Annotated in this window: 29 protein-coding genes; 25 read left to right on the forward strand and 4 right to left on the reverse strand. The window is 53.9% G+C overall.

Annotated elements, in window-relative coordinates; translation table 11 throughout:
- Positions 1–13 precede the first annotated feature (13 nt).
- From WBG83_RS14565 to WBG83_RS14580, 4 genes are all read left to right on the forward strand, one after another.
- Positions 14–1,135 carry a GntR family transcriptional regulator gene (locus WBG83_RS14565; RefSeq protein WP_336745850.1) on the forward strand — a complete coding sequence of 374 codons (1,122 nt, stop codon included), beginning with the start codon at positions 14–16 and terminating at the stop codon, positions 1,133–1,135.
- Positions 1,136–1,220: 85 nt separating this feature from the next.
- Positions 1,221–1,916, forward strand: coding sequence for an L-ribulose-5-phosphate 4-epimerase (gene araD / locus WBG83_RS14570; RefSeq protein ID WP_336745851.1), 696 nt, complete (start codon positions 1,221–1,223; stop codon positions 1,914–1,916).
- A gap of 53 nt (positions 1,917–1,969) precedes the next feature.
- Complete coding sequence (locus WBG83_RS14575) at positions 1,970–3,643, forward strand: ribulokinase (RefSeq protein ID WP_336745852.1); 1,674 nt, start codon at positions 1,970–1,972, stop codon at positions 3,641–3,643.
- A gap of 253 nt (positions 3,644–3,896) precedes the next feature.
- Entirely contained in the window at positions 3,897–4,379 is a 483-nt protein-coding gene (locus WBG83_RS14580; RefSeq protein ID WP_336745853.1) for a hypothetical protein, read from the forward strand.
- Between the two features lie 57 nt (positions 4,380–4,436).
- Here WBG83_RS14580 and WBG83_RS14585 read toward each other — a convergent pair whose 3' ends face one another.
- Positions 4,437–6,218: a hypothetical protein gene (locus WBG83_RS14585; RefSeq protein ID WP_336745854.1), complete on the reverse strand. Its 1,782-nt coding sequence runs from the start codon at positions 6,216–6,218 to the stop codon at positions 4,437–4,439.
- Between the two features lie 476 nt (positions 6,219–6,694).
- Between WBG83_RS14585 and WBG83_RS14590 the strand changes: the two genes are divergently transcribed.
- Positions 6,695–7,759: a DUF1835 domain-containing protein gene (locus WBG83_RS14590; protein WP_336745855.1), complete on the forward strand. Its 1,065-nt coding sequence runs from the start codon at positions 6,695–6,697 to the stop codon at positions 7,757–7,759.
- A gap of 140 nt (positions 7,760–7,899) precedes the next feature.
- Here the strand turns inward: WBG83_RS14590 and WBG83_RS14595 are convergent, their stop codons facing one another.
- Positions 7,900–8,652 (reverse strand): helix-turn-helix domain-containing protein, encoded by a 753-nt coding sequence (locus WBG83_RS14595; protein ID WP_336745856.1) that lies wholly within the window; start codon positions 8,650–8,652, stop codon positions 7,900–7,902.
- A 127-nt stretch (positions 8,653–8,779) separates the two neighbouring features.
- Between WBG83_RS14595 and WBG83_RS14600 the strand changes: the two genes are divergently transcribed.
- Positions 8,780–9,448 carry an oxidoreductase gene (locus WBG83_RS14600; RefSeq protein WP_336745857.1) on the forward strand — a complete coding sequence of 223 codons (669 nt, stop codon included), beginning with the start codon at positions 8,780–8,782 and terminating at the stop codon, positions 9,446–9,448.
- A gap of 130 nt (positions 9,449–9,578) precedes the next feature.
- On the opposite strand, the gene WBG83_RS14605 is transcribed toward WBG83_RS14600, so the two are convergent.
- Together WBG83_RS14605 and WBG83_RS14610 are read right to left on the reverse strand one after the other, a co-directional pair.
- Complete coding sequence (locus WBG83_RS14605; protein WP_336745858.1) at positions 9,579–10,154, reverse strand: beta-class carbonic anhydrase; 576 nt, start codon at positions 10,152–10,154, stop codon at positions 9,579–9,581.
- A gap of 295 nt (positions 10,155–10,449) precedes the next feature.
- Positions 10,450–11,223, reverse strand: coding sequence for a YheC/YheD family protein (locus tag WBG83_RS14610; protein ID WP_336745859.1), 774 nt, complete (start codon positions 11,221–11,223; stop codon positions 10,450–10,452).
- 413 nt (positions 11,224–11,636) lie between these two features.
- Here WBG83_RS14610 and WBG83_RS14615 point away from each other — a divergent pair, with 413 nt between their 5' ends.
- The 19 genes from WBG83_RS14615 to WBG83_RS14705 all read left to right on the forward strand — a co-directional run bounded on the left by WBG83_RS14615 (position 11,637) and on the right by WBG83_RS14705 (position 26,847).
- Positions 11,637–12,239, forward strand: coding sequence for a DedA family protein (locus tag WBG83_RS14615; RefSeq protein WP_336745886.1), 603 nt, complete (start codon positions 11,637–11,639; stop codon positions 12,237–12,239).
- Positions 12,240–12,346: 107 nt separating this feature from the next.
- A complete protein-coding gene (locus WBG83_RS14620) occupies positions 12,347–12,913 on the forward strand; it encodes a thioredoxin family protein (RefSeq protein ID WP_336745861.1) in 567 nt (188 codons plus the stop codon).
- Between the two features lie 24 nt (positions 12,914–12,937).
- Complete coding sequence (locus WBG83_RS14625; RefSeq protein ID WP_336745862.1) at positions 12,938–13,558, forward strand: MBL fold metallo-hydrolase; 621 nt, start codon at positions 12,938–12,940, stop codon at positions 13,556–13,558.
- A gap of 201 nt (positions 13,559–13,759) precedes the next feature.
- A complete protein-coding gene (locus WBG83_RS14630; RefSeq protein WP_336745864.1) occupies positions 13,760–13,978 on the forward strand; it encodes a hypothetical protein in 219 nt (72 codons plus the stop codon).
- A gap of 237 nt (positions 13,979–14,215) precedes the next feature.
- Positions 14,216–15,244, forward strand: a complete 1,029-nt coding sequence (locus tag WBG83_RS14635) for a Gfo/Idh/MocA family protein (protein ID WP_336745865.1) — start codon at positions 14,216–14,218, stop codon at positions 15,242–15,244.
- 204 nt (positions 15,245–15,448) lie between these two features.
- Positions 15,449–16,606: a YhgE/Pip domain-containing protein gene (locus WBG83_RS14640; protein ID WP_336745866.1), complete on the forward strand. Its 1,158-nt coding sequence runs from the start codon at positions 15,449–15,451 to the stop codon at positions 16,604–16,606.
- 106 nt (positions 16,607–16,712) lie between these two features.
- Positions 16,713–17,357: a TetR family transcriptional regulator gene (locus tag WBG83_RS14645; RefSeq protein ID WP_336745867.1), complete on the forward strand. Its 645-nt coding sequence runs from the start codon at positions 16,713–16,715 to the stop codon at positions 17,355–17,357.
- Entirely contained in the window at positions 17,332–18,117 is a 786-nt protein-coding gene (gene nfsA / locus WBG83_RS14650) for an oxygen-insensitive NADPH nitroreductase (protein WP_336745868.1), read from the forward strand. Before WBG83_RS14645 ends, nfsA begins: the two co-directional genes overlap by 26 nt.
- 166 nt (positions 18,118–18,283) lie before the next feature.
- On the forward strand, positions 18,284–19,006 hold the full coding sequence (locus WBG83_RS14655; RefSeq protein WP_336745869.1) for a flagellar biosynthesis protein FlgA: 723 nt from the start codon (positions 18,284–18,286) through the stop codon (positions 19,004–19,006).
- 2 nt (positions 19,007–19,008) lie between these two features.
- Positions 19,009–20,244, forward strand: a complete 1,236-nt coding sequence (locus WBG83_RS14660) for an AAA family ATPase (protein WP_336745870.1) — start codon at positions 19,009–19,011, stop codon at positions 20,242–20,244.
- The gene (locus tag WBG83_RS14665; protein WP_336745871.1) at positions 20,241–21,641 is read left to right on the forward strand and encodes an ATPase, T2SS/T4P/T4SS family; all 1,401 of its coding nucleotides are present in this window, start codon (positions 20,241–20,243) and stop codon (positions 21,639–21,641) included. Before WBG83_RS14660 ends, WBG83_RS14665 begins: the two co-directional genes overlap by 4 nt.
- Complete coding sequence (locus tag WBG83_RS14670; protein WP_336745872.1) at positions 21,642–22,598, forward strand: type II secretion system F family protein; 957 nt, start codon at positions 21,642–21,644, stop codon at positions 22,596–22,598.
- A gap of 75 nt (positions 22,599–22,673) precedes the next feature.
- Entirely contained in the window at positions 22,674–23,585 is a 912-nt protein-coding gene (locus tag WBG83_RS14675) for a hypothetical protein (RefSeq protein WP_336745873.1), read from the forward strand.
- 154 nt (positions 23,586–23,739) lie between these two features.
- Entirely contained in the window at positions 23,740–23,889 is a 150-nt protein-coding gene (locus WBG83_RS14680) for a hypothetical protein (RefSeq protein ID WP_336745874.1), read from the forward strand.
- Between the two features lie 206 nt (positions 23,890–24,095).
- Positions 24,096–24,242, forward strand: coding sequence for a hypothetical protein (locus WBG83_RS14685; protein WP_336745875.1), 147 nt, complete (start codon positions 24,096–24,098; stop codon positions 24,240–24,242).
- Between the two features lie 94 nt (positions 24,243–24,336).
- A complete protein-coding gene (locus WBG83_RS14690; protein ID WP_336745876.1) occupies positions 24,337–24,762 on the forward strand; it encodes a hypothetical protein in 426 nt (141 codons plus the stop codon).
- Between the two features lie 21 nt (positions 24,763–24,783).
- Positions 24,784–25,269: a hypothetical protein gene (locus WBG83_RS14695; protein WP_336745877.1), complete on the forward strand. Its 486-nt coding sequence runs from the start codon at positions 24,784–24,786 to the stop codon at positions 25,267–25,269.
- Positions 25,270–25,341: 72 nt separating this feature from the next.
- The gene (locus tag WBG83_RS14700) at positions 25,342–25,641 is read left to right on the forward strand and encodes a hypothetical protein (RefSeq protein WP_336745879.1); all 300 of its coding nucleotides are present in this window, start codon (positions 25,342–25,344) and stop codon (positions 25,639–25,641) included.
- Between the two features lie 33 nt (positions 25,642–25,674).
- Complete coding sequence (locus tag WBG83_RS14705; RefSeq protein WP_336745880.1) at positions 25,675–26,847, forward strand: M24 family metallopeptidase; 1,173 nt, start codon at positions 25,675–25,677, stop codon at positions 26,845–26,847.
- The last annotated feature ends 119 nt before the right edge of the window (positions 26,848–26,966 follow it).

Consider the following 26,966-nt stretch of genomic DNA (forward strand, 5'->3'; position numbering starts at 1 on the left):
CCTGAGGTGGACCATGAAAGAAAAGCAACCCCCGAAATATATCCGAATCAAGCAGGAAATTCTTGCTTGGTTCCAGGCCGGTACGTTGAAGCCGGGTGACCAGATGCCAACGGAGCATGAGATTGCCGAACAGTTTGAAGTGAGCCGGCAAACGGTGCGCCAGGCCTTCGGTGAGCTGGAGCAGGACGGCTGGCTGCAGCGGATGCAGGGGCGGGGCACCTATGTGTCCAGTCCCGGCGGCGTCCGCGTTCAGGGGGCTGGCGTACAGACGGTCGGTATTATTACGACCTATATTTCGGACTATATTTTCCCCCATATTGTCAGAGGGGCGGAAGCAGCCTTGCGCAGCCGGGGATACCGGCTGCTCTTGTCCAGCACCGACAATGACAAGGAAAAGGAGCGGGAAAGTCTGGAGATGATGACGAGCCAGCCGCTCAGCGGTCTGATTATTGAACCGACGAAGAGCGCGGAGGGCAATCCGAACGTCGGCTTCTACTTGTCTCTGGACTATCAGCGCATCCCTTATTTGATGCTGAACGAACGTTACCCGGAGCTGTCCGGCCCGTGCCTGAAGGTCGATGATTTTGCAGGGGGCTGCTTGGCGGCCGGCCATTTGATTGAGCTGGGTCACAAGCGTATCGCCGGCTTTTTCAAAATGGACGATTTGCAGGGGGTTAATCGCTTAAAGGGGTTCCTGCACGTTCACCATGAGCAGGGGCTCGCGGTGCACCCGTCGCTGGTGGTGCATTACACCACGGAGCAGAAGCAGACCAAGCCCTTGGAGCAGGCGGCCGCTATGCTGGAGCTGGAGGAGCAGGACCGTCCGACAGCATTCGTCTGCTATAATGACGAGCTGGCCGTACAGCTGCTCGACGTGATTCGCCAGGCTGGGCTCACCGTGCCGGAGCACGTGTCCGTGGTCGGGTTTGACGATTCGATGCTCTCGACGGCGACCGAATGCAAGCTGACGACGCTGACTCACCCGAAGGATAGAATGGGGGAAGAGGCGGCGGAGGCGCTGGTGGCGCTTATTGAAGGCGGCAAGCCGGAATGGGAGAGCAAGGTCTATATGCCGGAGCTTATTGTACGGGACTCTACGCGGGCGCTATCCCCGCAGGCGGTTTCCCGGAATTGAGCGTTCGGGTTATCGGGCTGGCCGGCGCTAGCAAATGAAATGACAAGCATCCCGGATCGGGATGCAGGGGAAAGGTGCGATCACAGTGTTGGAAGCATTAAAACAGGCTGTGCTGGAAGCAAATCTGGATTTGCCGAAGCACGGACTAGTTACGTTCACCTGGGGAAATGTCAGCAGTATCGACCGGGAGCAGGGTCTGGTTGTGATTAAACCGAGCGGCGTTCCTTACGAAGAGATGAAAGCCGAGCATATGGTGGTTGTCGATTTGGACGGGCGCATTGTCGAAGGGAACTACAAGCCGTCCTCGGATACCCCGACGCATCTGGTGCTGTACAAAGCGTTCCAGAGCATCGGCGGAATCGTTCATACCCATTCCCCCTGGGCAACCAGCTGGGCGCAAGCGGGCCGGGGCATTCCCGCGCTCGGTACAACGCAAGCGGATTATTTTTACGGGAAAATTCCTTGCACCCGCCATATGACCGAAGAGGAAATCCGCGGTGCCTACGAGCTGGAGACAGGCAATGTGATTGTGGAAACCTTCGTACAGCAAGGGATTAGCCCGCAGCAGGTGCCAGGGGTCCTGGTAAACTGCCACGCGCCGTTTGCATGGGGCAAGGATGCGCATGACGCGGTGCATAATGCGGTTGTGCTGGAGGAAGTGGCCAAAATGGCCTACCATACGTTCCAGCTGAACCCGGGTGTAGAGGCGATGGATCAGGCGCTGCTGGATAAGCACTATTTGCGCAAGCACGGGTCCAATGCCTATTACGGGCAAAAGTAGAAGCACGGAGCAGGTTGAACTGCAATTGAAGCAATTAAGGAGGCAGACTGCCCATGGGGAAAAAATACGCAATCGGCGTGGACTACGGAACGGAGTCCGGTCGCGCCGTATTGGTGGATTTGGCAGATGGTACGGAGGTCGCGGAGCATGTAACGCCATATCCGCATGGCGTTATTGATGAGGTGCTGCCGGGATCGGGCGTGAAGCTGGAGCATGACTGGGCTTTGCAGCATCCGGCCGATTATATCGAGGTGCTGAAGCGTTCGGTGCCGGCTGTCATGAAGCAGTCCGGCATCAGCCCTGCAGATGTCATCGGGCTTGGCATCGATTTTACGGCCTGCACGATGCTGCCGGTGGACCAGGAGGGAACGCCGCTGTGTCTGAAGCCGGAATGGAGCGACAATCCGCACAGCTGGGTCAAGCTTTGGAAGCACCACGCCGCTCAGGATGAAGCCAATCTCATTAATGAGATTGCCGAAAGCCGGGGGGAGGCCTTTTTACCTCGTTACGGCGGTAAAATCTCCTCCGAGTGGATGATTGCCAAGGCGTGGCAAATTTTGAACGAAGCGCCTGCTGTATACGAGTCGGCGGACCTGTTCCTTGAGGCTACGGACTGGGTCATCTCGCAAATGACCGGCAATATAGTGCGCAACAGCTGCACAGCCGGCTACAAATCGATCTGGCATAAGCAGGAGGGATACCCGAGCCAGGCGTTTTTCCGGGCATTGGACCCGCGCCTCGAAGCATTGACCGAGACCAAGCTGCGCGGTGAGGTGAAGCCGCTTGGCACGAAGGCCGGCGAACTGACGGCGGCCATGGCGGAAGCAATGGGGCTTGCGGCCGGTACTGCCATTGCCGTCGGCAACGTGGACGCGCATGCGGCTGTTCCGGGGGTAGGCGTGGTCACACCGGGCAAGCTGGTGATGGCGATGGGAACCTCCATTTGCCATATGCTGCTCGGCACAGAGGAGAAGCGTGTCGAGGGGATGTGCGGTGTCGTCGAGGACGGGATTATTCCAGGCTACCTCGGTTATGAAGCCGGGCAATCGGCGGTCGGCGATATTTTTGCATGGTATGTGGAGCATGGCGTTCCGGCTTATGTGAAGGAAGCGGCGGACAAGGAAGGCCTGAATGTGCACGTGTGGCTTGAGCGGCAGGCGGCTGCCTATAAGCCGGGCGAATCCGGCCTGCTGGCGCTGGACTGGTGGAACGGTAACCGCTCGGTGCTGGTCGATACCGACCTGACCGGGTTGCTTGTCGGTTATACGCTGCTGACTAAGCCGGAAGAGATTTACCGCGCCCTGCTGGAAGCGACAGCCTTCGGCACGCGCAAAATCGTCGATGCGTTCCATTCCAGCGGCGTAGAGGTGCAGGAGCTGTACGCCTGCGGCGGCTTGCCGCAAAAAAACCGGTTGCTGATGCAGATTTACGCCGATGTAACGAACCGTGAAATCAAAATCGCTGATTCCAAACAAACGCCGGCGCTTGGAGCTGCGATGTTCGGGGCGGTTGCTGCGGGAAGCGCCAAGGGCGGCTACGATTCCATCGTCGATGCCGCGCAGAAAATGGCGCGTGTACGCGAGGAAACCTTCAAGCCGATTCCGGAGAACGTGGCTGTATACGAGAAGCTGTACCAGGAGTATACAAGCCTGCATGATTACTTCGGCCGGGGCGGCAACGATGTTATGAAGCGGCTGAAGGCGATCAAGGAAGAAGCGCGGGCCTGATTTTAGCAGAGACACGTTGAAGCATCATTTGAAGTAGAGCCATCCGGTACAGATACGGGTGGCTTTTTCACATGATTCGGCCCGGCAAAAATGCGGCGGGTCGGTTATTTGCCGGAACAGTTGTACGAGTGAGCTTCCGCCGGCAGGCGATTCGGATAAGGACTCAGAAAGCTGCGGTTTACCGCCATCTATGGTATCGTAGAAGGGAAACATACATGGACAGCTATAACAAGTATGGAGGGGAGCAGGCGGCGTGTACCAGCGTGATTATATTCTTCGAATGATTGAACAAATGACAAGAACGATTGCGACCCAAATTATGAAGCTCAGGGAGCAGCGTAAATATGACGAGGCGCTGGCCGCAACCGGCGAGCTGTACAAAAAGCTGTCTCTGCCGAACCCGGCGCTGCTGTTCAAGCTGACGGTACGGCAGCTCATCGATATGATGACCATGAATGGCGTGGCCCATTTGGAGAAGCTGGAGGCGATCGCCACCCTGTTCAAGGAAGAGGCGGAAATTCGCGCGGAGCTGGGCCAGCAGGAAGAAAGCGGGGCAAGGCTTGTGAAGGCGCTGCAAATTCACCTCTATCTGTTTGAGGAGGACCCGCAGCCGAGCCGATTCGAGGCCATGAACGGGCTGCTGGAGCAGGTGGATGTCACCTTGCTCACACCGGAAGAACAAAACGCAGTGAAGGCTTACTATGCTTATATTGAACAGTCCGGTGAACCGGATTGAAGAAGCAGGAAGCCTGCGGCTCCACAGTGATTTTGCGGAGCGGCAGGCTTCTTTGTGTCACCATTTTTGGATATAAAATCTTGCAACGTCACGCTGTGTCATGCCCCGGGGGAAGGCCACCGTGCTTTTGATGATAACCTTCGTCATGTAACGAGGGTCCTTGGAGACCGGGACGCGGAAGAGGAACTGCCCTCCTTCAAAGGGAACCGTACGCTCCTCCACAGTTTCAAAGTGTCCGCCATACACCTGCTGCTGGATGACAACGGTCAGGCCGGGGCCGACCTGCTCCAGCACTTTTCCGCTGAACATAACCTCGTCCTCCGCCGTTTCGATATAGCCCTTGGACGGCGCGTCCATGTGAATTCGGCTGATGCTGCCGAAGCTTGCCGGGTCCGGGTAAGGAATAACCGGATTCATCGTTTGGTAATCAAAGGCGTATTCAAATGCGGTGCTGTACAGGATACGCTGGCCTGCCTTCATCTGGAGCTCATAGTAGACGCTGCTGTTGTCAAACTGCAGGTTTGTTTTGAAGGCGTACCTGGACAACCCGGTCTGCCCGTTGTACTCATAGGCCCCTGCTTCTCCGACCAATGCGGCTTCTGTGCTGAATCCGCTCACGTTCTCCTGCAAGCTCTTCAGCACCAGTCCGGGCATGACGCGACTATCTCCCGCCATATAACCGGCGGCCTCCAGAACGTAGTAGTAATCTTTTAGCTCCTTGGGAAGTCCATAATCGTCCACGGTATAGTCAGTATAGCGGATGTCCAGTATTTTCATTTCCGGGTCCCAGCTGGAGCTGTAGCCGAACAATGACTGCAAATCGTTTTCGCTTACAAGCACATCCGTTTCTGAATCGGCCGCCATTGCTGATACACTCGTGACACCGTTCTCGCCTCCCATCCAGTACAAGGTGACCCGCAGGGGCTGTTCCGGAGCCGAGGCTGCATTTGACGGATAAACCTCCAGGCCGAATACGCTGTTGTCCAGACACAGTGCCGCCTCCCCGCAGCCCCGATAGCGCTGTTTGCGGTTCAACTGGTAGCCGAGCGCTTCTCCCGCGAACGCCAGGGAAATCATCGGCTGGCCGTTCTTAATGCGGCCGATTGTTTTTCCGTTATAGGTAACGTTCTCTTCTCCGATGAGAATACCGGTAATTTGCGTTTCCTGCTGCTGATGGAGCACCAACGGCACCTGGTCCATAGGCGGGGAATCCGGCGCTTCGGCGGCTTCGGAAGTAAATGAGATGGTTCTTGCCTGCGCATCCCATTTTACAATCCCTGCATCCTCCAAGTCGTTCAGCCGAATAGCGGTTTGCCCGCCGATGTTGTAGGAGGGGATTTGCTTGCTGCCGTAATAGGCTTTGAGGTTTGTGTACAATACGTCTCCGGTTTTGGTCCCGACAGGTTGCTTTGTATCGGGAAGGGCTTCCGGTGTCTCCATTTGTTTTGCCGGGCGGTTGTAGATAGCAACCTTCCGATCGGCCGCCGTCCAGACGACATCAAAGCCGTATTGCCGCAAATCCTCGGCGACAATGGCAGTATAGCCGTCGATGTTCATGGAACGAATGGGCGCCCCGTTGACATAAGCTTTAATATCGGTGGCGAGCACATCCCCGATATCGTCCCCGATGGACAGCTCCGCCTGGATCGCTGAACTCACAACAGAAGACCCCGCTGCTTGGCTGGCGTTCGTTCCCTGTGCGCTCCCGGCCAAAGCCTGAGCAGGCAGCGATGCGAAGAGCAGACAAGCAGCCAGCGCGGTGCTCATTTTATGCCGCCATGTCCCTGCAGCCGGTGGTGCAGGCTTCGTATAAGGCGGGTTTGGGCTGTTTTTGCTCATGGATTCCCTCATTCCTCACTCATTCCTCCCGTTTCCTTTAGGTTCCCCTTTGTACGGATTCGCCTCACAGATGCCTGGTTATATTCGTTAGACGCTGCAGGGAAAGGAAGGTTGCTGGCAGAAATTTATTTTTCCTAAAAAAAACCAACAACAGAGCAGAGCATTTCCGGTTATTTTCCGCTTGCGTTTTTGCATTATGTCAGTAGATCAGTGGATACTCGTTTTAATTAAAAAACGGATTATGCTCAGGATGAGCATCCAACCCGGGAGGCGTTTTCGTCAGGAACCGCCTGTGTAACAGTGCCTTCCAAGTTAACCGGCCTGCGCAGTGTGGGCGGATGGCGGGCATCGGCTTATAATCCCGTTACGCTGGCGTCGTGCAGGGCGCTGGCGGAATTCTTGGCGGAATTCCAGCGGTGCAACTTATCGGCCGGCTCATGCGTAATGGTTATAAAGCATCGGGAGAGGGTGGGAGATTGAAAGGCGAATCTATATTATTCCAGGCAACCCGGGATTTGACGCCCGAAGAAAGCAGAGCGTACCTCATGAAGATGCTGTTTCAAATCCATATTGCCGAACAAGGTTATGATGCGCGGGAGAAGGTTTATCCGGCGCTGGCGGATTTGTACTACAGCTTGCTTGAACCGCAGCCGCAGCCGATCTCCTGGAACCCGGACGAGCGCAGCACGGCCGTGCATCTGACCGCGGGCGATTCGTTTGCAGGCAGCTTGAAGCTGGCGCTGAAGCAAATGGGCCGGAACGGAGAGCAGCGGGTAATTTCCTTTCGTGACTTGTATGCAGTCGGTCCGCTATGGCGTCTTCATGAACAGCAAGGGCAGCGGTATAGGCAGGACTGGCTCCGGGATCATCTGCAAAACGGCGATGAGATGGAAATCGAGGAGGAATATCACGAGCTGCAGCTGCTGCTGGATCTGATCCCACCTCAGGCGGCGGTTATCATCTGGACGGGCAATAATGCTCATGAGCAAATCATGCTGCGGCTGGCCGTCTACCTGCTCCGGCATAAGCCGAACACGCTTTTGGTGCGCCATGCCGTGGCGGAAAGCCGAGGTCTGCACGATGCGCTGGGCACCAGGGAGGACTACGCAGGCCTGCATTCCGGCGAGTTATCGGCGGAGAAGCTGCGGCAGGTGCTGGAGCAACCCGGGGCTCAGGCTCCCGTGACGAGAGCGGTACGAAATCAACTGGAGCAGGAGTGGCTTTCTTTGGCGGATCAGGATTCTGTGCTGCGGATTTGGCAGGAAGAGGCCATATGCAGCGTAAGCGCCGACTATTTCGATGTATATTTATTGGAAACCGTGGATAAGCTTCATGAACATTGGGGCGGTCGTGAATTTATGAAGGCGGCCAGAGTAATTGGGGAAGCGCTTGGGAATTGCGATCAGCATATGAGGGACGAATATTTCGAATACCGGCTGCGGGAACTCGTGTACAGCGGCGTTTTGGAAATTCGCGGCGTTCCCAAGGCGATGCGTTCTTATTGTGTCCGGCGCAGGCAGCCAGACCCTCCAAGGCCATAGTAAGCTTGCCTGTGCTGTGGAAAAGCACGGCGGAGCCGTTCTGATCGAAGCCGATTTCAGCGCCAATGTAATGGCTGGGGCCACGAGTTAGGCGCACAGCCTTGTCGCAGCCACAGCCCTACGCGCTGTAACCAAGCGGTTTATGTAGATAAGCTGCTGTCGGACAGCCAAATGGAGAAGGATGCCGGGGTCTTGGGGTGATTCGTCTGCACCAGATCATGCCCATGAATGTCGAGCAGGCGGTATGCTTGACCGAGGATGTCCTGATCTTGTCCGAAGAAGTGAGCCGATTTATCGTATACGCCGCTCAGCCGGGTGACCACATCCATTTGATTCACCATAAACTCCGAGTTGCACAGCACGACGATGTTATTGCTGTAGGCAAACATTTTTTGCTGAAAGCTAATCGCCATATCCGCGATTTTGGGAGAGTATACGATAGGCTGTCCGTCCGAAGCCTTCATCTCACGGTGGTCAATCAGCAAATTAAGCTCCCCATGCGCAAAAGCCGAGGAAGCATTCAACAGGATGGCGCTCATTTTTTCGGCGTCTTGTCCGCTCAAAGCCCCGTTCACTTGAAAAGCCAATAGCTTGCGTTCTGCATCCACATGATATTTGAACCGTTCCGAGAACGGCACTTCGAATTCTTTCTTGGCATACCCCGGGGTTACCGGGAACCGCTCTGCCGCAAACAAATAAGCAATCGGTACATGAAAGGCCGCCGCGATCCTTTCAATATTGTCCAGACTGATATTCCGTTCTCCGCGCTCTACACTTCCGATGTACGACCGGTCGAGGCCGGAGCGGTGGGCAAGAAGCTCCTGGGACATTCCGCTGCGCGCCCGTAATTCCTTTACTCTTCTGCCGAATTCTTGACGTAATTCCTGTGACAAAGTAATAACCCTCCAATTCTTCTCTTTTATTATAGTGAAAACATGCGGAAGGGGTACATGTTTATGCAGCAGCTTCAGTTATACTGAAGATACACCTATAAATCCAGAGAAAGGAAGGATGAAGGCCATGGGCAATCATGCCGTGGTGGCGGGGGCCTCAGGTTTTGTCGGCCGGGAGCTGGTACGTATACTGGCAGCAGATCCGTATTATGAGCTTGTGTACATTCTGGTCCGCAAGAAGCTGGACATTCAGGAAAGGAAGGTGGTTCAGCTTGTAACGGATTATGAGAATTTGCCGGAAGTTTTGTACGGAAAGCTGCAAGGGGCGCATCTGTTCTGCACGCTGGGAACAACGATGAAGAAGGCGAAGTCCAAGAAGCAGTTTCAACAGGTCGACTTGCACTACCCGCTTGAACTGGGCAAGCTGGCTGCCGAGCACGGGGCCGCCAAGTTTTTGATTGTAACCGCTATGGGCGCGAGTACAAGCTCAATCTTTTTTTATAGCCGGGTGAAAGGAGAAGTGGAAGAGGGTTTGATGGGCCTTGGGTTGCCCTTTCTGCATATCTTCAGGCCATCCTTGCTGGCGGGGCACCGAGAGGAGCTGCGGTTTGGCGAGAAAACGGGGGAGCGGATCCTCGGCTTCCTTGCCCCGTTGATGAAGGGGAGGCTTCGGAAGCTAAAGCCTATTCAGGCGCAATGCGTGGCAAAAGCGATGAAGCGTGTCGCCAAGTCCGGCGGTCCGCCGGGAAGCTCGGTATTCACTTCAGAGCAAATGGCCGATTGGTGCTGTGAGTAGATATGAAGCCCTCCGGACCAGGTTCCCCGGCGTCATAACCACATGAAGGCGTTATGGCGGGGATCGTGGTTTATCCGGGGGAGGGCTTGTCCATTACAGGTGCAAATGGAGATGTGAAATAGCAGCAGTGTTATTGCGCCATCTCTGGCCGGTTATCCTCTGAAATGAGGGTCAATTCTCCGGTTTCTGGATTGATAACAAAGCCGTGGACACCAACATCCTTTGGAACGAGCGGATGGTTGCGGATAATTTCGAGGCTGTGCATTACACCTTCTTCCGGGCATTTGAACCCGCGAAGGAAGCGATCCATCCGGATACCCGAGTTTTCCAAGGTGGAAATGACCGAATCCGGAATTCCGCGTTGGATGAACTTGTTGACCATCCCTTTTGAGTCCAGGTTGGTCATGCCGCAGCCGAGGTGGCCGATGACGAGCACTTCCCGCGCCCCAAGCTCATAAATAGCGACCAGAATACTGCGCATGGCGCTGCCAAAGGGCTGGGTAAGGATCGCGCCGGCATTTTTAATAATCTTGGCATCCCCATTGCGTAAATTCAGCGCTCTTGGCAGGAGCTCTACCAGCCGGGTATCCATACAAGTCAGGATAACCAGCTTTTTATCCGGGAATTTATCGGTTAAATACACTTCATACTGCTTTTGCTCAACAAATTGTTTGTTGAATTCCATCAGCTTTTGAATTGTGGACATGTGTTTACTCCTCCAGTCAATGAATCTTCCTTCTATTATTCATACAAATGGATGAACAGTCAACGCAGCCGCCGGCGATAAAAAGACCTGATACACCATTTCACTATGAATAATGCCCTGTTGCTTCAGAAAATACAATTTTACGGCTCATTTTATTTGTTGAAAATCACGGATCGTCCTCAAATCGAACGGTATGGGCAGCTGCACTCAGGCTCATCCGATAACATGAATGAAAAAAACCGCTCCTGCCCGTTCGCTGCCTGAGCAGCCGGGAGAGCGGCCTTCCTTCACGCGGTTAACTGCGGCGGCGTTTTTTGAATTTTCCGTAGGCCTTCGCATAGCGTACTACTTTGCGGAAGACGCTTTTATCCCGCAAGGCGCGGAAAATATACGGATCGGGCTTTGTGTTCACCTCAAGCACCCATGGCTTCAGTCTGGCGTCCAAGGCTACATCCACGCCGATTTCCATCATGCCGGGGTAGCGGGAGCCCAGCTTCCGGGCCACTTGAAGCCCAAGCAGCCCCATCCGTCGAATAGGGGTTTTTTTCCGGGCGGCACGGACGTGGGAGGAGAGCAGCGCCGGCACCGAAAGCAGTCTGCCTCCGTTGTGGAAATTCGTGACGATTTTTTTGGGATGGGCCACACGGCCGATCATGGCGGTATGCTCCCACACTCCCTTCGGATTACGCTGCACCATCACGCGGATGTCGAAGGGCCGTCCGCCATGCTTCAGCAGATGAATGCCTTTTTGCACCAAATAAGCTTTGCCGCGGGTCATTGATTTCAGAGATTGGTACAGCTTGGCAAAATCGGTGAATCTCCGGACCTTGGTCCCGCTCTGATAACGGTAACGGAAGGGTCCGCCGTGCAGCTGCTCGACCCGCATCACGCCGATGCCGTGTGTGCCGCAGACGGGCTTCACATACACCATGCTGTATTTTGCGAGCATTGCTTTCAGGCTGGCCGACGTCATTTTGGCTGTTGCGGGAATGTGCTTGCGGATGAGGGGATGCTTCTCAAGAATTTTGGTTTTCTTCAGCTTGCTCGTAAGGCGTGTAATTTTGCTCACCTTTCACTTAAGCCTCCTCGTGATTGTTCGTTTGCGATTGTTTGCTTTGCGCCTGCCCGGGCATGAAGCTGCTGGAGGAGGCGTATGGTGATGGCGGCGGATATGCCGGTACCCCTGGGCCGGTGTCTGAAACCGCTTGGGACACGTTCCGTATATAGCTTTGGCGGGGCGGCATGCAGTAGGGAAGGGGGCGTTTCACCGGCGCAATGGGCTCGTTATGGAAGGGAAAAAACGGACGGCATCATCCGCTTTCGGGTAAAACAGTCTCAACACAATAGTATATGAAGGCTGCGTCGGCGGGTACACGGCAAACGTGCTTTTTTACGTGAGATTCATAGGGATTTTAGCCCTGCTGTGGTAGAATAGATCAGAATATCAATGTAAAAGAGGAGTCGATAAATCGAATGAGCGACATGCTCCATGGTATTGTGAATGCTGTGCTGGAGTGGGTGACGGGACTTGGCGGTTTCGGCATTATGATAGGCCTCATGATTGAAATTATTCCAAGCGAAATTATGCTAGCCTATGGCGGATATCTGGTGTCCCAGGGCAATCTTCCCTACTGGGAGGCGGTTTTGTTCGGCGTCATCGGGGGCACCATCGCCCAAATATTTGTTTACTGGATCGGGCGTTACGGCGGCCGGCCGTTTTTGGAGCGGTATGGGAAATACATTTTTATTCACAAAAAGCATATCGACCTGTCTGAGGAATGGTTCCGCAAGTATGGGACGGGGGTTATTTTTACCGCCCGCTTTGTGCCGGTGGTCCGTCATGCGATTTCGATTCCCGCGGGCATTACACGCATGTCGCTGCTCCGTTTTACCATCTTAACGACGCTGGCTGTTATCCCGTGGTCGATGTTCTTCGTTTGGCTCGGGATGAAGCTTGGGGACAACTGGAAAAATATCGATGAAGCCGCCGGGCCTTATATGGGCTATGTGCTGTGGGGGGCGCTGCTGCTTCTGGCGCTGTATGTCATCCTGAAAGTTTTCAAAAGCAGAAGCGGCAAAAGATAACGGCTGCGCTTGCTTTCGGCAGGCAACATCGGTAACATATGGGTGAAATCGGCTGTTTTTTTCATACCATGTGCAAATACATAACCATTTACAGGAGCGTGACGAAGATGAGCAACAATTTGGCGCACAAATTCCGCACCGGGCTCAGCCCGAAGCAGTTTATCGACAGCATGACCAAAAATCAGGACCAATTTCTGGATTGGCATAACCAGTTTGATTGGGTAAGCGAGAGCGACCGCGAGTTTTTTGAATCACTGAATAACCGCGACGATTTGCGCTGCCTGATTTTGGCTGCGGAATGGTGCGGGGATGTGGTACGCAACGTGCCGGTTGTGTTTCGGGCCTTGGAGCATTCGGGTATCCCGGTAGAAGTGCTCATTATTGAACAGCACGACGATGTTATGGAGCAGTTCCTGACGATGGGCGGCCGTGCGATTCCGATCGTCATTTTTGCGGATACAGGCGGCTTTGTGCTCGGTCAGTGGGGGCCTCGTCCGAAGCATGTTCAGGCGGTTATGACTCGCTTCAAGCAGGAGAACCCCGACCGTGAGGCGCCGGACTATGAGGACAAAATCAAGGCAGCCCGTCAAGAAATGATGGCCCAGTACGGCGAGGGAACCGGCTACCAGCAAGTGATTGTGCAGGAGCTGCGCGATGTGCTGTCTTCGTTCTAAAGCAAGCGGAGGGTAGAAGGACTTATGAAAATCGAAACGTTTGCGCTAGGCCCCTTGGAAACGAACGCTTACCTGATTACGAATGATGAAGGAAGCAGAGGGTTTGTCATTGATCCCGGCATGAAGCCGGATCGGCTGCTGAAGCGGATTGAAGGGCTGGAGCTTGAAGCCATCGTGCTGACGCACGCCCATTTTGACCATATCGGCGGTGTGGATGCGGTGCGTAAGGCCAAAGGCTGCCCGGTATATTTGCACGATGCCGAGGCCGAATGGCTGACGGACGGCAAGAAAAACGGCTCCTTGCGCTGGCCGGAGCTGGGCGGGGCTATCGTAACGGAACCGGCCGAGTACGCGCTGGATCACGGGCAGAAGCTTACTCTGATCGGGGAGACCTTTCAGGTGTATCACACTCCCGGGCATTCTCCAGGCAGTGTCAGCCTGCTAAACGGCAAGCATCTGTTCAGCGGCGATGTGCTGTTTCGTATGTCCGTTGGCCGGACCGATTTGCCCGGCGGCAGCTCAAATGAGCTGCTGAATTCCATTCACAGCATCTTGTTCGAGCTTGCAGATGATGTGAAGGTGTATCCCGGCCACGGAGCCACAACCACCATTGGCTTTGAAAAAGAGCGCAACCCTTACGTGTAAGGCGGCTCTGAAATAAATAAGCACTTGCAAGCCCCTGCAGCGGAATTATCTTGAGCGCAGGGGCTTTTTGCTGCGGCCATACCTCATGGAATGTAAATGTAAGCCCAAATTACTGCATCTGGGTATTTACCGTGTTCGGTGTAGGTCCTTTCCCATAGACTGATGGTGTATCAACTACTGTTACTGAGGAGGATATCCCGAATGTCTTACCACCATCATGCAAACATGGGGCCGTCCATGACCAGCCCGGCAGGAAACAATAATCCGATGCCTTATCCTGCCTACACGATGGCTGCCGCCAACAACATGGCGCCGGCCGCGGTTGCACCGTACAGCTGCCATCATGATCTGGCGGTCATTTTGGTACTGTTCATTTTGCTGGTCATCATTTTGCGCAGCACGGAATTCTTCTTCAAGTAAGTGCTGCTGCCTTCAGTTTGACCGACAAACTGAATTGACTGGCATCGGGAGGCCGTTCTCCGAGCGGGTGCGGCCCGTCCCCTGCTAACTGCAAACAGTGCGACGGTTATGCCGGAACTTCAAACGAATGCAGGGGAATGTCTGGGGGCGCAGAAGGCTCAGAAGGCTCAGAAGGCTCAGAAAGGGCTGCGTCAGTCAGCTCCGGCAAGCCGCTTGCTACAGGCGAGGAGAGGGAATATGGACAAATTGAGGGTTGGACTTATCGGCTGCGGGGCAATAACCATTCATCGGCATGCTCCGGAGTATGCCATGAATCCGAAGGCGGACATTGCGGCTTTTTGTGACCTGGTTCAGGAACGTGCGGACAAGCTGGCGGCGGAGTATGGCGGCAAGGGATATACAAGCTATGAAGAGATGCTGGTGAGCGAAGGGCTGGATGCGGTCAGTGTCTGTACCTCCAATGCCGATCATGCCAAGGTGAGTATCGCGGCGTTAAGACATGGAGTGCATGTACTGTGCGAGAAGCCGATGGCTGTTTCGGAAACGGAATGTCAGGCTATGATTGAAGCCGCGCAGGAGAACAACGCCTTTTTGATGATTGGACATAATCAGCGGCTGATGCCTGCGCATGTCAAGGCGAAGGAGCTGCTGCAGAGCGGGATGCTTGGCCGGGTCTTGACGTTCCGCACGGCGTTCGGTCATCCGGGGCCGGAGGGCTGGAGCGTGGAGGGCAAGGAAGGCTGGTTTTTTCGAAAAAACCGCGCGTTTGTCGGCGCTATGGGCGACTTGGGCGTACATAAAGCGGATCTGATCCGCTGGCTTCTGGCTGATGAAGTGGCCGAAGTGGGCGCCTTTGTTGACACGCTGCATAAGGAAGGTACCGATGTCGATGACAATGCAATATGTATACTGCGCATGCGAAGCGGGGCCATCGGGACACTCGCGGCCAGCTGGACGTATTATAGAGGAGAGGACAACAGCACGGTGCTGTATTGCGAGAACGGCGTGATCAAAATCGGCACCGATCCGGTCCATCAGGTCATTGTAGAGCTGAGGAACGGTCATGTGGAGCGTCATGAGACTGGCGCCATAGCGACAAATGACGGGCAGACGCACAGCGGGGTCATCGATGCATTTGTCAGCGCCGTGCTGGCGGGGATGCCGCCGGCCATATCGGGCGAGGAAGGAAGAAGGTCCCTGCGTGTGATCTTGGCGGCGCTGGAATCCGCAGAGACCGGACAATTCGTGAAGGTGCGCCAGGACTGAGCGGGTGCGAGCAAGAGAGCAAGAGCCGGACGGCGTTGATGCGCTGGACGGCTTGTTTTGCTATGGATGTAGGAATTCATTGTTCTTCTCCAGGTTGAAAATAAAAATGAAAAAGGGCTTGACGAGAAAGCGCGCCAAATGATATTTTAAACAAATGTTTAATTTAAACAAACGTTTAATGGGTCGTGAACAGGAGGATTTTTTATGAGAGAAGCTTTAAAGCTATTTTTTCAAAAACCGACCACCAAAGCAGGCATTGCCTCGGTGCTCATGTTTCAGCTCATTTTTTGCATCGTATGGATGACTGCCTACCACGATGTAAGTGAAAATACCGGCAAGCTGCGAATTACGGTCGTCAATGAGGATCAAGGCTTTGGAAAACAGATCGCGCAGCAGCTGGAGACGAATCTGCCGTTTACCATGCTGACGGAGCCTGAGCTGGATACAGCAATGGCACAATTAAACGGGCGGAGCACACAGATGGTGCTTCACATACCGTCAGGGTTCAGCGGCGAGCTTCAGGCGGGAGGAGCTGCGGCCCAAATGCAGTATTACATCAATGAGTCCAATCCCGCGTTAATCAAAAGCATTATGCAGGGTGTATCCAGCCAGGTTACGGCACTTGTAAACAAACAGGCTGTGGGAGCCAGCGCGCAAACTATTTTGGTTCAGGCTAACGTTCCGGCTGCTGAAGCGAAGATGACGGCGCATGCTTTGTCTGAACGGGTGGCTTCACAAATACAAAGGATGAACCCGGTTAGCGGCACAGCGAACCAGATGGTCCCGATGATGATGGTTCTGGCTTCATTCGTCGGCGCTATGGTCATGAATATGAATCTGGAGCAGTCCTCCATGATGATTGGCGCCCGGATAGGCCGCTGGAGCAAATTCGGCGCCCGGCTGATTATTAATGCGGTTTCCGCGATTGTGGTCGCGCTGGTTGGAACAAGCTTGACGCTGGCCCTGGGCGGCCAGGCGGAAGCCGGGTTTCTGGCGCTATGGGGGTTTCAGACGCTCTTCCTGTTTACGTTTATGGTCACCTCTCAATTTTTCCTGACGTTGTTTGGAATGGCGGGAATGCTTTGTAACATTGTGCTGCTGTCTGCGCAGCTTGTATCCTCCGGGGCGATGGTTCCTCGGGAGCTGCTGTCCGGGTTTTATCGCGGAATCAGCGAGGTTTTCCCGGCGACCTATGCGGTGGAAGGCCTGATGAATTTGCTCTTCGGCGGAAGCAGCGCCGGGAAGGATGTACTGGTGCTTGTGGCTTTTGTTGCAGCTTTGGTTTTGCTGAACATGGTCACCATTACTCTGAAGCGTCCGGCGACGCTGCCTCAGCCTGGAGGGGCCAAAACAGCCGTCTGAACGGAGCAGGTGTGGAAATGAAGAGTGATGGAGTTTAGCCGAGCTTGCGCGAATAGAAGAATCGTTTCATAATGAAGGAGACAGGCTGTATGCAAAGGAGAAGCATATGACACAAGTCGAACCGGAAATGAAGATGCGCATTCTGCTCGCCGCCAAAAAGCTGTTTGCCCGTCAAGGCTATGACGGCACCAGCGTGCGTCAAATATGTGAGGAAGCGGGGGCCAATGTGGCGCTCGTTTCCTATTATTTCGGAGGCAAGGAGAACGTATTTTCGGCTATGTTCAGCACATTCATCGCCGAGAAGATGTGGGAAGAGCTTGAGGATAAGCTGCAGGAGCCAGTCCAGGGAATCCGGACCATCATTCGGCAGGTTCAGCTGTTTAAGAAAATGGACCCGGAGCTGGAAAGCATTATTCATCAGGAAATGAATATGACTTCCCCCCGAGTCGAACATGTAAGAAAGTATCAGTTTCGGATTTGGCGCAAGGTCCGCCAGCTGCTGGAGCGTGGTCGCGAGGAAGGCATTTTTCACTTTACTTCCCTGGATCATACCGTTTTTGTGGTCATGGGCTGTATTATTTTTCAGGAGAAAATGTCTCACGCTTACTTCGAGCCGCTTAAGCTTGAGCCTGAATTGGAGCTGGGAGAATTGATTGAGCAGACATGCGATTTTGTTTTGAACGGGCTTGGTGTTCCGAAATCCATGCGAGGAGGAGAACCGGATTATGAGTCATCCGCAACAGAAATCTAATCAGGCCGAGGGCGCTTCAGCAAATGAAACGCTGGAGCTACTGCTCCGGCATCGTTCAATTCGCAAATTTACGGCGGACCCGATCTCGAAGGAGCAAATCGAGGCGATTGTGGGTGCTGCACAGATGGCTTCCACGTCTAGCAATGTGCAAGCCTACAGTATTATCGGCGTGATTGATGCGGATCTGAAGCGCGGGCTAGCCGCACTTGCCGGCAACCAGGCCTATATTGAGCAGTGCCCGTTGTTTCTGGTATGGTGCGCTGATCTGCACCGACTCGATGCAGCCTCCCGTAAGCATGGGGTTGAGCCAGCGATGGATTTCACCGAGAACCTGCTCGTATCGACCGTCGATACCTCCCTGGCAGCACAAAATGCGGCTATCGCTGCGGAATCTCTGGGGCTTGGCATCGTCTATATTGGCGGGATTCGCAATCATCCGGCAGCGGTCTGTGAGCTGCTGAAGCTGCCGCCCCTTGTGTATCCGGTATTCGGCATGTGCGTCGGCGTTCCGGCTCAGGACCCGGGGTCGCGGCCGCGGCTTGCGCCCGGCGCAGTATACCATGAGAATGTATATCGTTCCGTTGAACCGGAGGATGCGCTGCTGGAGGAGTATGATCAGCGCCTGCGCAGCTACTATCTGGAACGGACCGGCGGCAAGCGGGATACGACCTGGACGCGGGAGATGGCGGACAAATACAGCAAGCCGATACGCGCCCATATCCGGGCTTTTCTGGCGGAGCGGGGCTTAGGGTTAAGATAAGGATTAACTTCCATAATCACCCTTTACATTAAATATTAGCTATGCTAATATGATGCTATATATTAATATTGTTTCGTTTGCGAAGAACGCAGGCATTCAAAGAGAATTCTCTTTGTGCTGCGTTCTTTTTTGTTTTTCCCATTTTCGTTTGAGGAGGTGGCCGCGGGTGAACCGCAGAAGAAACCTGATCATTAGCATCATAGCGGCATGCCTTGCGTGCGGCTTGGTGTACGGGGTATATGTGCTGCAGCTGAAGCAGGTCGAATGGCAGAAAACGGTGCGCGTGGTGGTGCCGAAGGATTATATTCCGGCAGGCACAGTGCTCACTGCCGATATGCTGGAATATTACCCGCTGCTGGCGGGTTCATTTAGTGAAGGAATGGAGACAAGCCTGGAACGAATGGTCGGGAGCGAATCGCTTGTCCCGCTCGGCTCACAAGAGCCGGTGCTTGCTTGGAAGGTGGATCGATTTAATTTGCTGCCCCGACGCAATCAGTCGACCTTTCAAATTCCCAAGGAGTATATTTTGACTGTATCCAACGGCATTCGGGCCGGTGACCGCGTCAGGCTGTACGCATCCGCACTCGACGGGCCGTCTGTGCGGCTGTTCGAGGAGGAGATTACGGTGGCATCCGTCAAGTCGGCCGCCAATCAGGAGGTGGATAACCCCAAGAACTCCAACCTGATTTCCAAAGCTAACGGCGATGCGGAAAAAATGTACATTTCCCGGAGAGAAGCCAACGGGGCGATTGATCAAATTAATTTGAATTTGACCGAGGAGCAATGGCTTACCATTGATACCTTGTGCAAATCAAAGAAAGCGAAGCTGGTCATAGCATTTACTTCCGTTTCCATAACGGAGCAAACCCAAGGAAAGGCGGGGAGCTGATTATGAAGCTGGCTGCATTGATCCAGGATGATCAGCTGCAGGAGCAGCTGTCCAGACGGAATCAGAACGGAGAGGAGCTGCAATTTATTCACCGTCCTGAAGAACTGCTGCGCTTTGTGGCAGATCACGGGGCGGACGCAGTCATCGTGTCTGATCGTTTCTTTGACTATACGGCATATTGTGATTTCGCTGAGCGGCTGGCGGAGACGAACAAGCGGATGAAATGTATTGTGCTCTTGAGCAATTGGCACGATGTGCTGCTGAATGACAAATTTTACAAGTACAGTCTGGCCTCCGGCTTCCATGTTATTCATCCCGGACGGACCACTGTGGCGGTAGCCGCCGGAATTAACGGGCTGCTTAGCTCAGATGGGGACAAGAACGGCGTGCAGCATAGTCCTGGCCAGCGGCGCATCGCACTTTTTATGGGGACGACGCCGAATGTAGGCACCACGCTGATTGCCTTCGGCACAGCGGTGCAGCTGGCCCGGCAGACGACAGCCTCGGTCGGTTATTTATGCCTGAATCTAAAAAGCTCCAAGCTGCACCGTTATTTGGGAATTGACGAACCCGGCGTAACCCTGGACCACATTCGTGCCGAGCTCCGATCCCGAAGTCTAAAGCCGGACCGGCTTTTGCAATATTGCGGCCAAGCCAAGGAGGTGCCGAATTTAAAATACTTGTTCGGCAATATGCTTCGCGAGCAGGCAGAATATTTTACGACGGAGGATATCGAGCATCTGCTGGGGGTGGCCAGAGAAGCGTTTGACGTTTGTGTGATTGATGTCAGTGCGTATTGGGATAACGCGGGCACGATATGCGGCATTCTGGAGGCGGACAATCGCATGCTGGTGACCACTCAGGACATCGGGCATTTTCAGGAGGATGGCTACCGCTGGCTGCAAACGGTCGCCCCTGTGTTCGGGCTGCACCCTCATACCTTTGACGTGATTGTTACGCAGCGCGAGCGATCGCAGGAGAATACCGGCATTCGGGCCCGAGATGTACGCAAGGAAATGGGGATGAGCGTTCTGGCGGAAGTGCACAGGCATCCCGATATGGTGGCGCTGCTTAACCAGGGCCGACTGATGGAGCTGCTGCTGCAGGAGCATTCATTTGGCAAAGAGCTGTCGGGTGTGGCGGCAATGCTTGTTTCCCTATACGAATTGGAGCGCCGTGAGATTGCCGCCAAAAAGCCTTGGCTGCAGCGCTGGCTGTCAGGGGTGAGCGCAACATGAATGAGCCGAAGCGGTTTTCGGCACTTGCCTTTTCCGAAGCGGCCCGCGGACGGGGAATGCAGACACAGGTCCGTGTCGTGCGGCAGGAGCTGTCCCATCAGGAGGACTCCGAGTTTCGCCGCTGCGTGGAGGAGATACGTCATTTTTTGGCCTCGCCCAAAGCAGGAACAGAGGAAGAGAAGCTGCAGTACAGCGATGCGTTGAACCGGGCGATACTCGGTTTCGAAGCGGAACGCGCCCGGTTTTTGGCGATGATTAACGATTACCTGGCCAAGCAGCGTGTGTATGACATCCGGCCGGCCGGAGAGCATTTTGCCACCTTGGCGGAGGCGATTTTTGCAGAAGTGATCGGGCTCAATGTACTGGAGCTTCTGCTGAAGCACAAGGATGGCCTGGAGGAGATTCAGGTGGTGGGCATCCGGATTTTCGAGGTTCGCAGCGGACGTGCCTCCTTATCCCCGTACAGCTTCCGGTCCTTGAAGGAAGTGGAACGGATTCAGCAAAATCTGGTGCTGTTTAACTCGGATACCCTGAGCCCGCGAAAAAAATGGGCGGAAGTGATGCTGCGTGACGGCTCCCGTGTTACGATGACGGGCTTCGGCTTTACATCGGAGCCGACACTGACCATCCGTTTTTATACGAAGCCGTATTATACGCTTGCCGGGCTGTGTCATCCTGACTTGGGGACGATCGACGATACGATGCTGATACTGCTTCAGGCGTTTATTGCCGCAGATGTCAATATGGTCATTATCGGCCCGACGAACTCGGGGAAAACGTCGCTGATGAAGGCGCTTATCGGGGCGATGCCCGATGAAGAGCGGATTGTTACCATTGAGGGGCGGCTGGAGCTGATGCTTAAGCGTGATTTCCCCGGCAAAAATGTGGTGGAGTATGAAGTAAGTGAAGACGACCCTTATCATTCGGCACGGCAGGCGTTCAAGCTCGCGCTGCGTCAGTCCCCGAAACGGATATGCCATGCTGAAATACGGGATGATGATGCCAACATTTATGTACGGGCCTGCACTAGAGGCCATGAGGGCAGCATGACATCTCTGCATGCGGGTGAATTGGAGGATGTCCCTTCCGCCATTACGGACATGTGTATGCTCGACGGGCGGGGGATGAATCCGGAACGCCTGCTCAAGCGTGTAACCGAATACGTCACGCAGGTCGGGCTTGAAATGCGTGTCGTTCACGGCCGGCGGAAGCTGGTACGAATCGGAGAGCTGCAGTTTAGCGGCGGAGAAATCGTGGTACGGAATTTAGCGCGTTACAATGAGGCGTCGGACGAATGGGAGTATCCCGATTCCTTGTCCGAGCGGCTGAGTCTGAAAATCCATAAAACCGATCCGGCCGGATACCGGAGGCTGAGGGAAAAAGGGGTGATTGCATAAATGGGTGCGGGGGTACAAGCTGGCGTAATGATACCGGCGTTGTTATTGCTCTTATTTTTTCTATTATATACTGCCATTCATCGCGGATTAAGCTTGTTTTTTGCCCAGACAGCAGAGCGAAGCCGCCTCCACTATGTGCAGCGCTCCCGCTTGTCGCAGCGCTTTGCGGGGGTTATGCTCCGCAGCCCCCGGTTGTCCCGGCATTTGACGGATTTGCTGGAAAGCGGAAGCTCGTCCTATGGACTGCGCACATTCGTGATGCTGACGGCTATGCTTCTGCTTGCAGGCATCCTTTTCGGTTCCTTGCTTTTTTACAGTGTCAAGGGAGTGGTGGTGCTCAGCGTTATTTTGGCCAGCCTTCCGTATCTCCTGCTGCGTTTGAGGCTGCTGGGGCTTCAACTGCAAACCCGGCTTGATTTTCTTCCGGCTGTCGAAGTGTTTTACCAATATTATGTATTAACCGGGACCGGGACCAAAAATATACGAACCGCTCTTCAGGTTTCCTTGGCCGAGCACCGGATTATGAATCCGGTTCGTCCGGTGTTCGAGCAGCTTCAGCGCCATTTGGCAACGGGGAGGGAGCTTGACGATGCGCTACGGTTGTTTAGCCTGTCGTTCGGCCATGTATGGGCTGAATATTTCATCAATATTATTCGGGTTGGCTTACAGGAAGGCAATGATATTACAGCCTCGCTTAAAGATTTGATTTATGACATGCGCCGGGCCAGGCGCTCCGATCAGGCGCAGCGGAATCGGCTGCTTGAAATTCGAATCGCCAATTTTACGCCAATAGGATTTTTGATCTTATTTATCGCCGTTAATTTCCGGGTAAACGCTCAAACAGCCTACATGTTTTATTTTGTAGATCCGGTAGGGCGAAGCATGCTGCTGGACGCATGCTTTCTCATCTTTGCCTCGTTTTTGATGGGCGTGTACTTATCCATGCGGCGAATGTAACGCATCTCACATTACATGTATAGGGGGAAGCTATAGTGTTCATGGTCATGGCAGGAAAGGGGAAGCGTACAAACGATGTTGATGTACGAGCTGTTTTGGAAGTGGCTGCATTGGGGAGTGCTGGTTCTGCTGTACGGTCTGGGGACGCTCAGCATGTACGGCATGCTGCAGGTCCTGCTTCACCGCAAAAGGCGCTGGAATACACTGCGGCTCCGGGATTTGACTGGATACAGAATCGCGGCGACATTGCCTCCGTCCGTCGTCAGGCTGCTGTCGGGAGCGGGCGGGAAGCAGCTGGAGGAGAAGAGGGAGCTGCTGGCGGCAAGCGGACTCCGGATTTCGGTGCTGTGGTACGAGCTGATCAGGAAAAGCAGCATCGCAGCCTGCGCTGCGCTGTTGGCATTCGGGATCGTGCTGTACAGGCTGTCAGCGGGCTTGACATCCGTCCAGCCGGTTTATTTTATCACGGCAGCTCTAATCGGAGGCGTAGTGCTGTACAGCGATCGCGTGCTGCTTGGTTCGATGGCCAGGGCCAGGGCAGGAAGGATTGTCAAGGAAATTTATGCGGTGAGCAATCAACTGCTGTACTATTCCGATTCCCGTATGAACCTTCATGCTAAGCTGGCTCGCTGCCTGTCGTTCACCCGAACGATTCGGGGGGACATGCAGCGGCTGCTTAATGCGTGGTATCAGGATCCGGAGCAGGCTATTCTTGATTTCAAGCTGCGGCTGGCGTCCGACGATGGTTACAGCTTTGCCGAAACGTTAAATACGCTGCGGCTGAATGAAAGCGAGGATTATTACGGGCTGCTGCGCCAGCGCATCCAAGATTATAAGGAGAAAATCGAGCTTGCTCAGGAAAGCCGCAAGGAGACCACCTCGTATGCCTTGTTTGTATTGGCCGGTCTGCCGATACTGTACACCTTTCGTGTTTTTATGTACCCGTGGATCATCGAAGGGCAGCGGCTGTTCGAGTCATTGAAATAGCCGCAGGCTAATGATAGTGCAGTTCTGGTTCAAGCCGCTGCCAATCGTCCAAGGACGGCATCGGCTGCTTGGCAGTGCCTTAATTGTTCTGAAGGACATGCTCTGGACAAGGTTAAGGACTGTACATGTTAATCTGAAGAAGGAGGTATGTGGGATGCGCAATATTTTGATGACGGTGATGCTGCTTACGGTTGCGGCCTTATTGTTCACGAATGTCATTAATGACGGGAACACCGGAATCCGGCAAAATATTCAATCCAAAGGCAGCACGGTCAATTCCGATATTCTCGGATTGCAGCCGTAAGGATGTTTAAAATAGGAGTTTTAGAACTTATTTATTAAGATAGTTCATTTTTAATTTTTAGGATTCAAGTTTTACAATGCGTCTGTTTATGATTTATTTCCATATATTCGGAATAATGTTGATAGCTGCTGCACGCGCGCCTGCAGGCGCGCGTTGCCCGCTGCGGAGCAGCAGGGCTAAGGAGATTGAAGGGGGCGGTGCCGAATATGAAGTCAATATTAATGACAGTGCTGCTGCTTCTTGTTGTCATTGTCATATATAATGCGACGATGGGGGGGAGCGGCGGAACGAAGGGTCTGGTTCGCGAGCGGGGGAGTACCATTAATACTACGATTCAGAGCATTGATCCATAAGAGACGTCTGAAGGTGTTGGCGAGCTGAGTTTGGTACGACCGATTACTAGCCCGAACCGCAGCATTTCACATCCGCTCGAAGGGAGGAGACGGGATGAAGCAGATTCTGGTGTTTATATTGTGCTCGCTGCTGCTTTGCTGGCTGATGTTCGCTCCGGTGTACAAGCATATCACCATTATGAGACAAGCCCTGCTGCAAAAAGAGGTTGATTATTTGCTTGAGATTGGCGCGAATGCTTCGCATGGTTATATTGATCAAGCCATGCTGGACAACTCCAAACAGCGGCTGGCCGAGCGTGGCTTTACACCTGACAATCTGGTATATACCGTAACGACTACCTCGGGGCTGAGTGGAACGAATCCGGCACAGCCGGTTTTGCGAGGGGAAGGTATTACACTTCGGCTATCTTATCCGTACGGAAGCTTGTTTCAAATTGATCGGCTGATTGGAATGACGCCCCCTACGGAGGGGGCCCGCATGGCTGCGGCCGGAATGAAAATGAGTGAGTATGTGCCGTAAGGAAGGAGCTGCAGGCAAACTGTGTACAAGCTGCTGTTGTTTACTTTGCTCGCCGGTGTCGTGATGCTGATGCAGGCGCTGCAAACCGATGAAGAGCTGGCCATGCATACACTGTTTCAAGGCAAGCATGCGGTCAACCGGGCTGCACATGCCGCAGCGCAGCAGCTTGACTCCGAGGAGCTTGCGCGAGGGAGATTCCGCATTGATCCGATGTTGGCTGGAGATGCCGCCGGGCGGTACTTGCAAGCTAATTTGCTGCTGGACGACTCATATCAGCCTGTTGCGGACAGCTTTTTGAAAAGCAGGGTGGATGTGCTTGCGTTTGAGATTATTAATAGCGGGGAAAGCTTCCCTTATACATATACAAATTCGGCTTATGGTTATGAAGTGACTCTTCAGCGGCCCGGTGTCGTGATGATTATACGAATGGAATATCCGAGGATGTTCGGAATACTGGGTCCGGTCGTGTGGGACGTAAAAGGAACGGGAGAATTGACTGCAAAATAAAGGAATTTCTTCATTCGTAGCGAACAAAATAAACAGCTGCAAAAAAAGGCGAATAAAGGGGAGCTGTGACGAATGAAGTATGTAATTTGTCAGCAAGTGCGAATGGTCGATATGAACAATGAAATTATGCAGGAAGTGGAATTCGTTCATGGGGAATGGGAGCTTCCGTCCTTGTCCGTTGGCAGTTCGGTAGTAACAGCCTTACTCGGTTTGAAGCAGTTTGAAGTGGTGTATGACCGGAGAAAGCAGGAGACGGTCCGCAGTAAAATCGTGGACATCGAATACAATTTGAGCGGTGAGCTGGCGGTAGCCAAAGTATTTTTGGAGCCGGTGCAGCTCATTATCGGGCAGCATGATGTCGGTGAGGTCTAAAAAAGCGGGGTGCAGCAGATGAGAGCGAATTACATGGCACGAATACATACGCTACAGCAGAAGCTGCATGCCAAAGGGATTGACGGGATGGTCATCGCCCAGAACGTGGATGTGTACTATTTTACAGGCTCTATGCAAACCGGGTATTTCATCGTGCCTGCCCAGGGAGAGCCTGTATTCTATGTCCGCCGCAGTGTTATCCGGGCACAAGAGGAATCGGCAGTACAGGTAGAGGCTTTAACTACGCTTCGCGGTTTCGGATCTTCTTTGAAGCTGGCGTTCCCTGCATGGTATACAGCAGGAAAATCCCCTGTTATTGCAGCCGAATTCGACGTGCTGCCGGTACAGGTTTTTCAGCGTCTGCAGTCTGTGCTGCCCGGGTGTCAGTGGGTGGACGGCTCGCTTCTCGTGCGCGAAGCACGAATGATTAAATCCCCGGTTGAGCTGGCATGGATTCGTGAAGCGGCGCGTGTCATTGATGTTGCCTTCCAAAAAGCACTGGACCGCATCAAGCCGGGGCTGACCGAGCTGGAGCTGCTGGCTTTTATCGAGCTTGCCGTCCGGCTGGAAGGTCATCTGGGCCTGATGCGGATGCGAGGATTTAATCAGGAAACCGTTACCGGCATGGTTGGAGCTGGGGAAGCTGCAGCTAAGCCTACTTATTTTGATGGACCCGCAGGGGGGCTTGGGCTTAGCAGTGCCTGCCCGCAAACGGCCAGCCGCCGGCCAATTCGTGCCGGGGAGCCGATTTTAGTCGATATCGGCTGCTGTATTGAAGGTTATGTTGTTGATCAGACGCGTACAGTTGTCATTGGCAGCCTGGAGGATGAGCTTACTCGCGCCTATGAGGCCGCCGAGCAAATTTTACACTCGACTGAAGCGCTTCTCAAGCCGGGAACCGTGTGCGAGGATTTATACACTCAGTCGCTGCGGATGGCGGCGGAATACGGCTTGTCTGAGCATTTTATGGGCTTTGGGGCGGACCAGGTTAAATTTCTAGGCCACGGGATTGGGCTGGAAATTGATGAATTCCCCGTGCTTGCCAAAGGCTTCGCGTATCCGCTGGAGCCGGGAATGGTTCTGGCGATTGAGCCGAAGTTTACGTTTCCCGGCAGGGGCGTTGTAGGCATTGAGAACAACTATGCTATTACAGAGCAGGGCTACGAGAAGCTGACCCGTACACGCGAGGGTTTAATCCGGTTGTAAGGTTCTCCGAAACCATTCGTTTTTCCTAGGCATCTTTACAAACTGGACAGTGAAAAGTTCTCAAGCTTAAGAAGCCCATGAATCTGCGTCAGTAGAGGGCGAATCTTGCTTGGAACGAA

The organism is Paenibacillus sp. y28, from assembly GCF_037137075.1.
Lineage (GTDB): Bacteria > Bacillota > Bacilli > Paenibacillales > NBRC-103111 > JBBBNV01.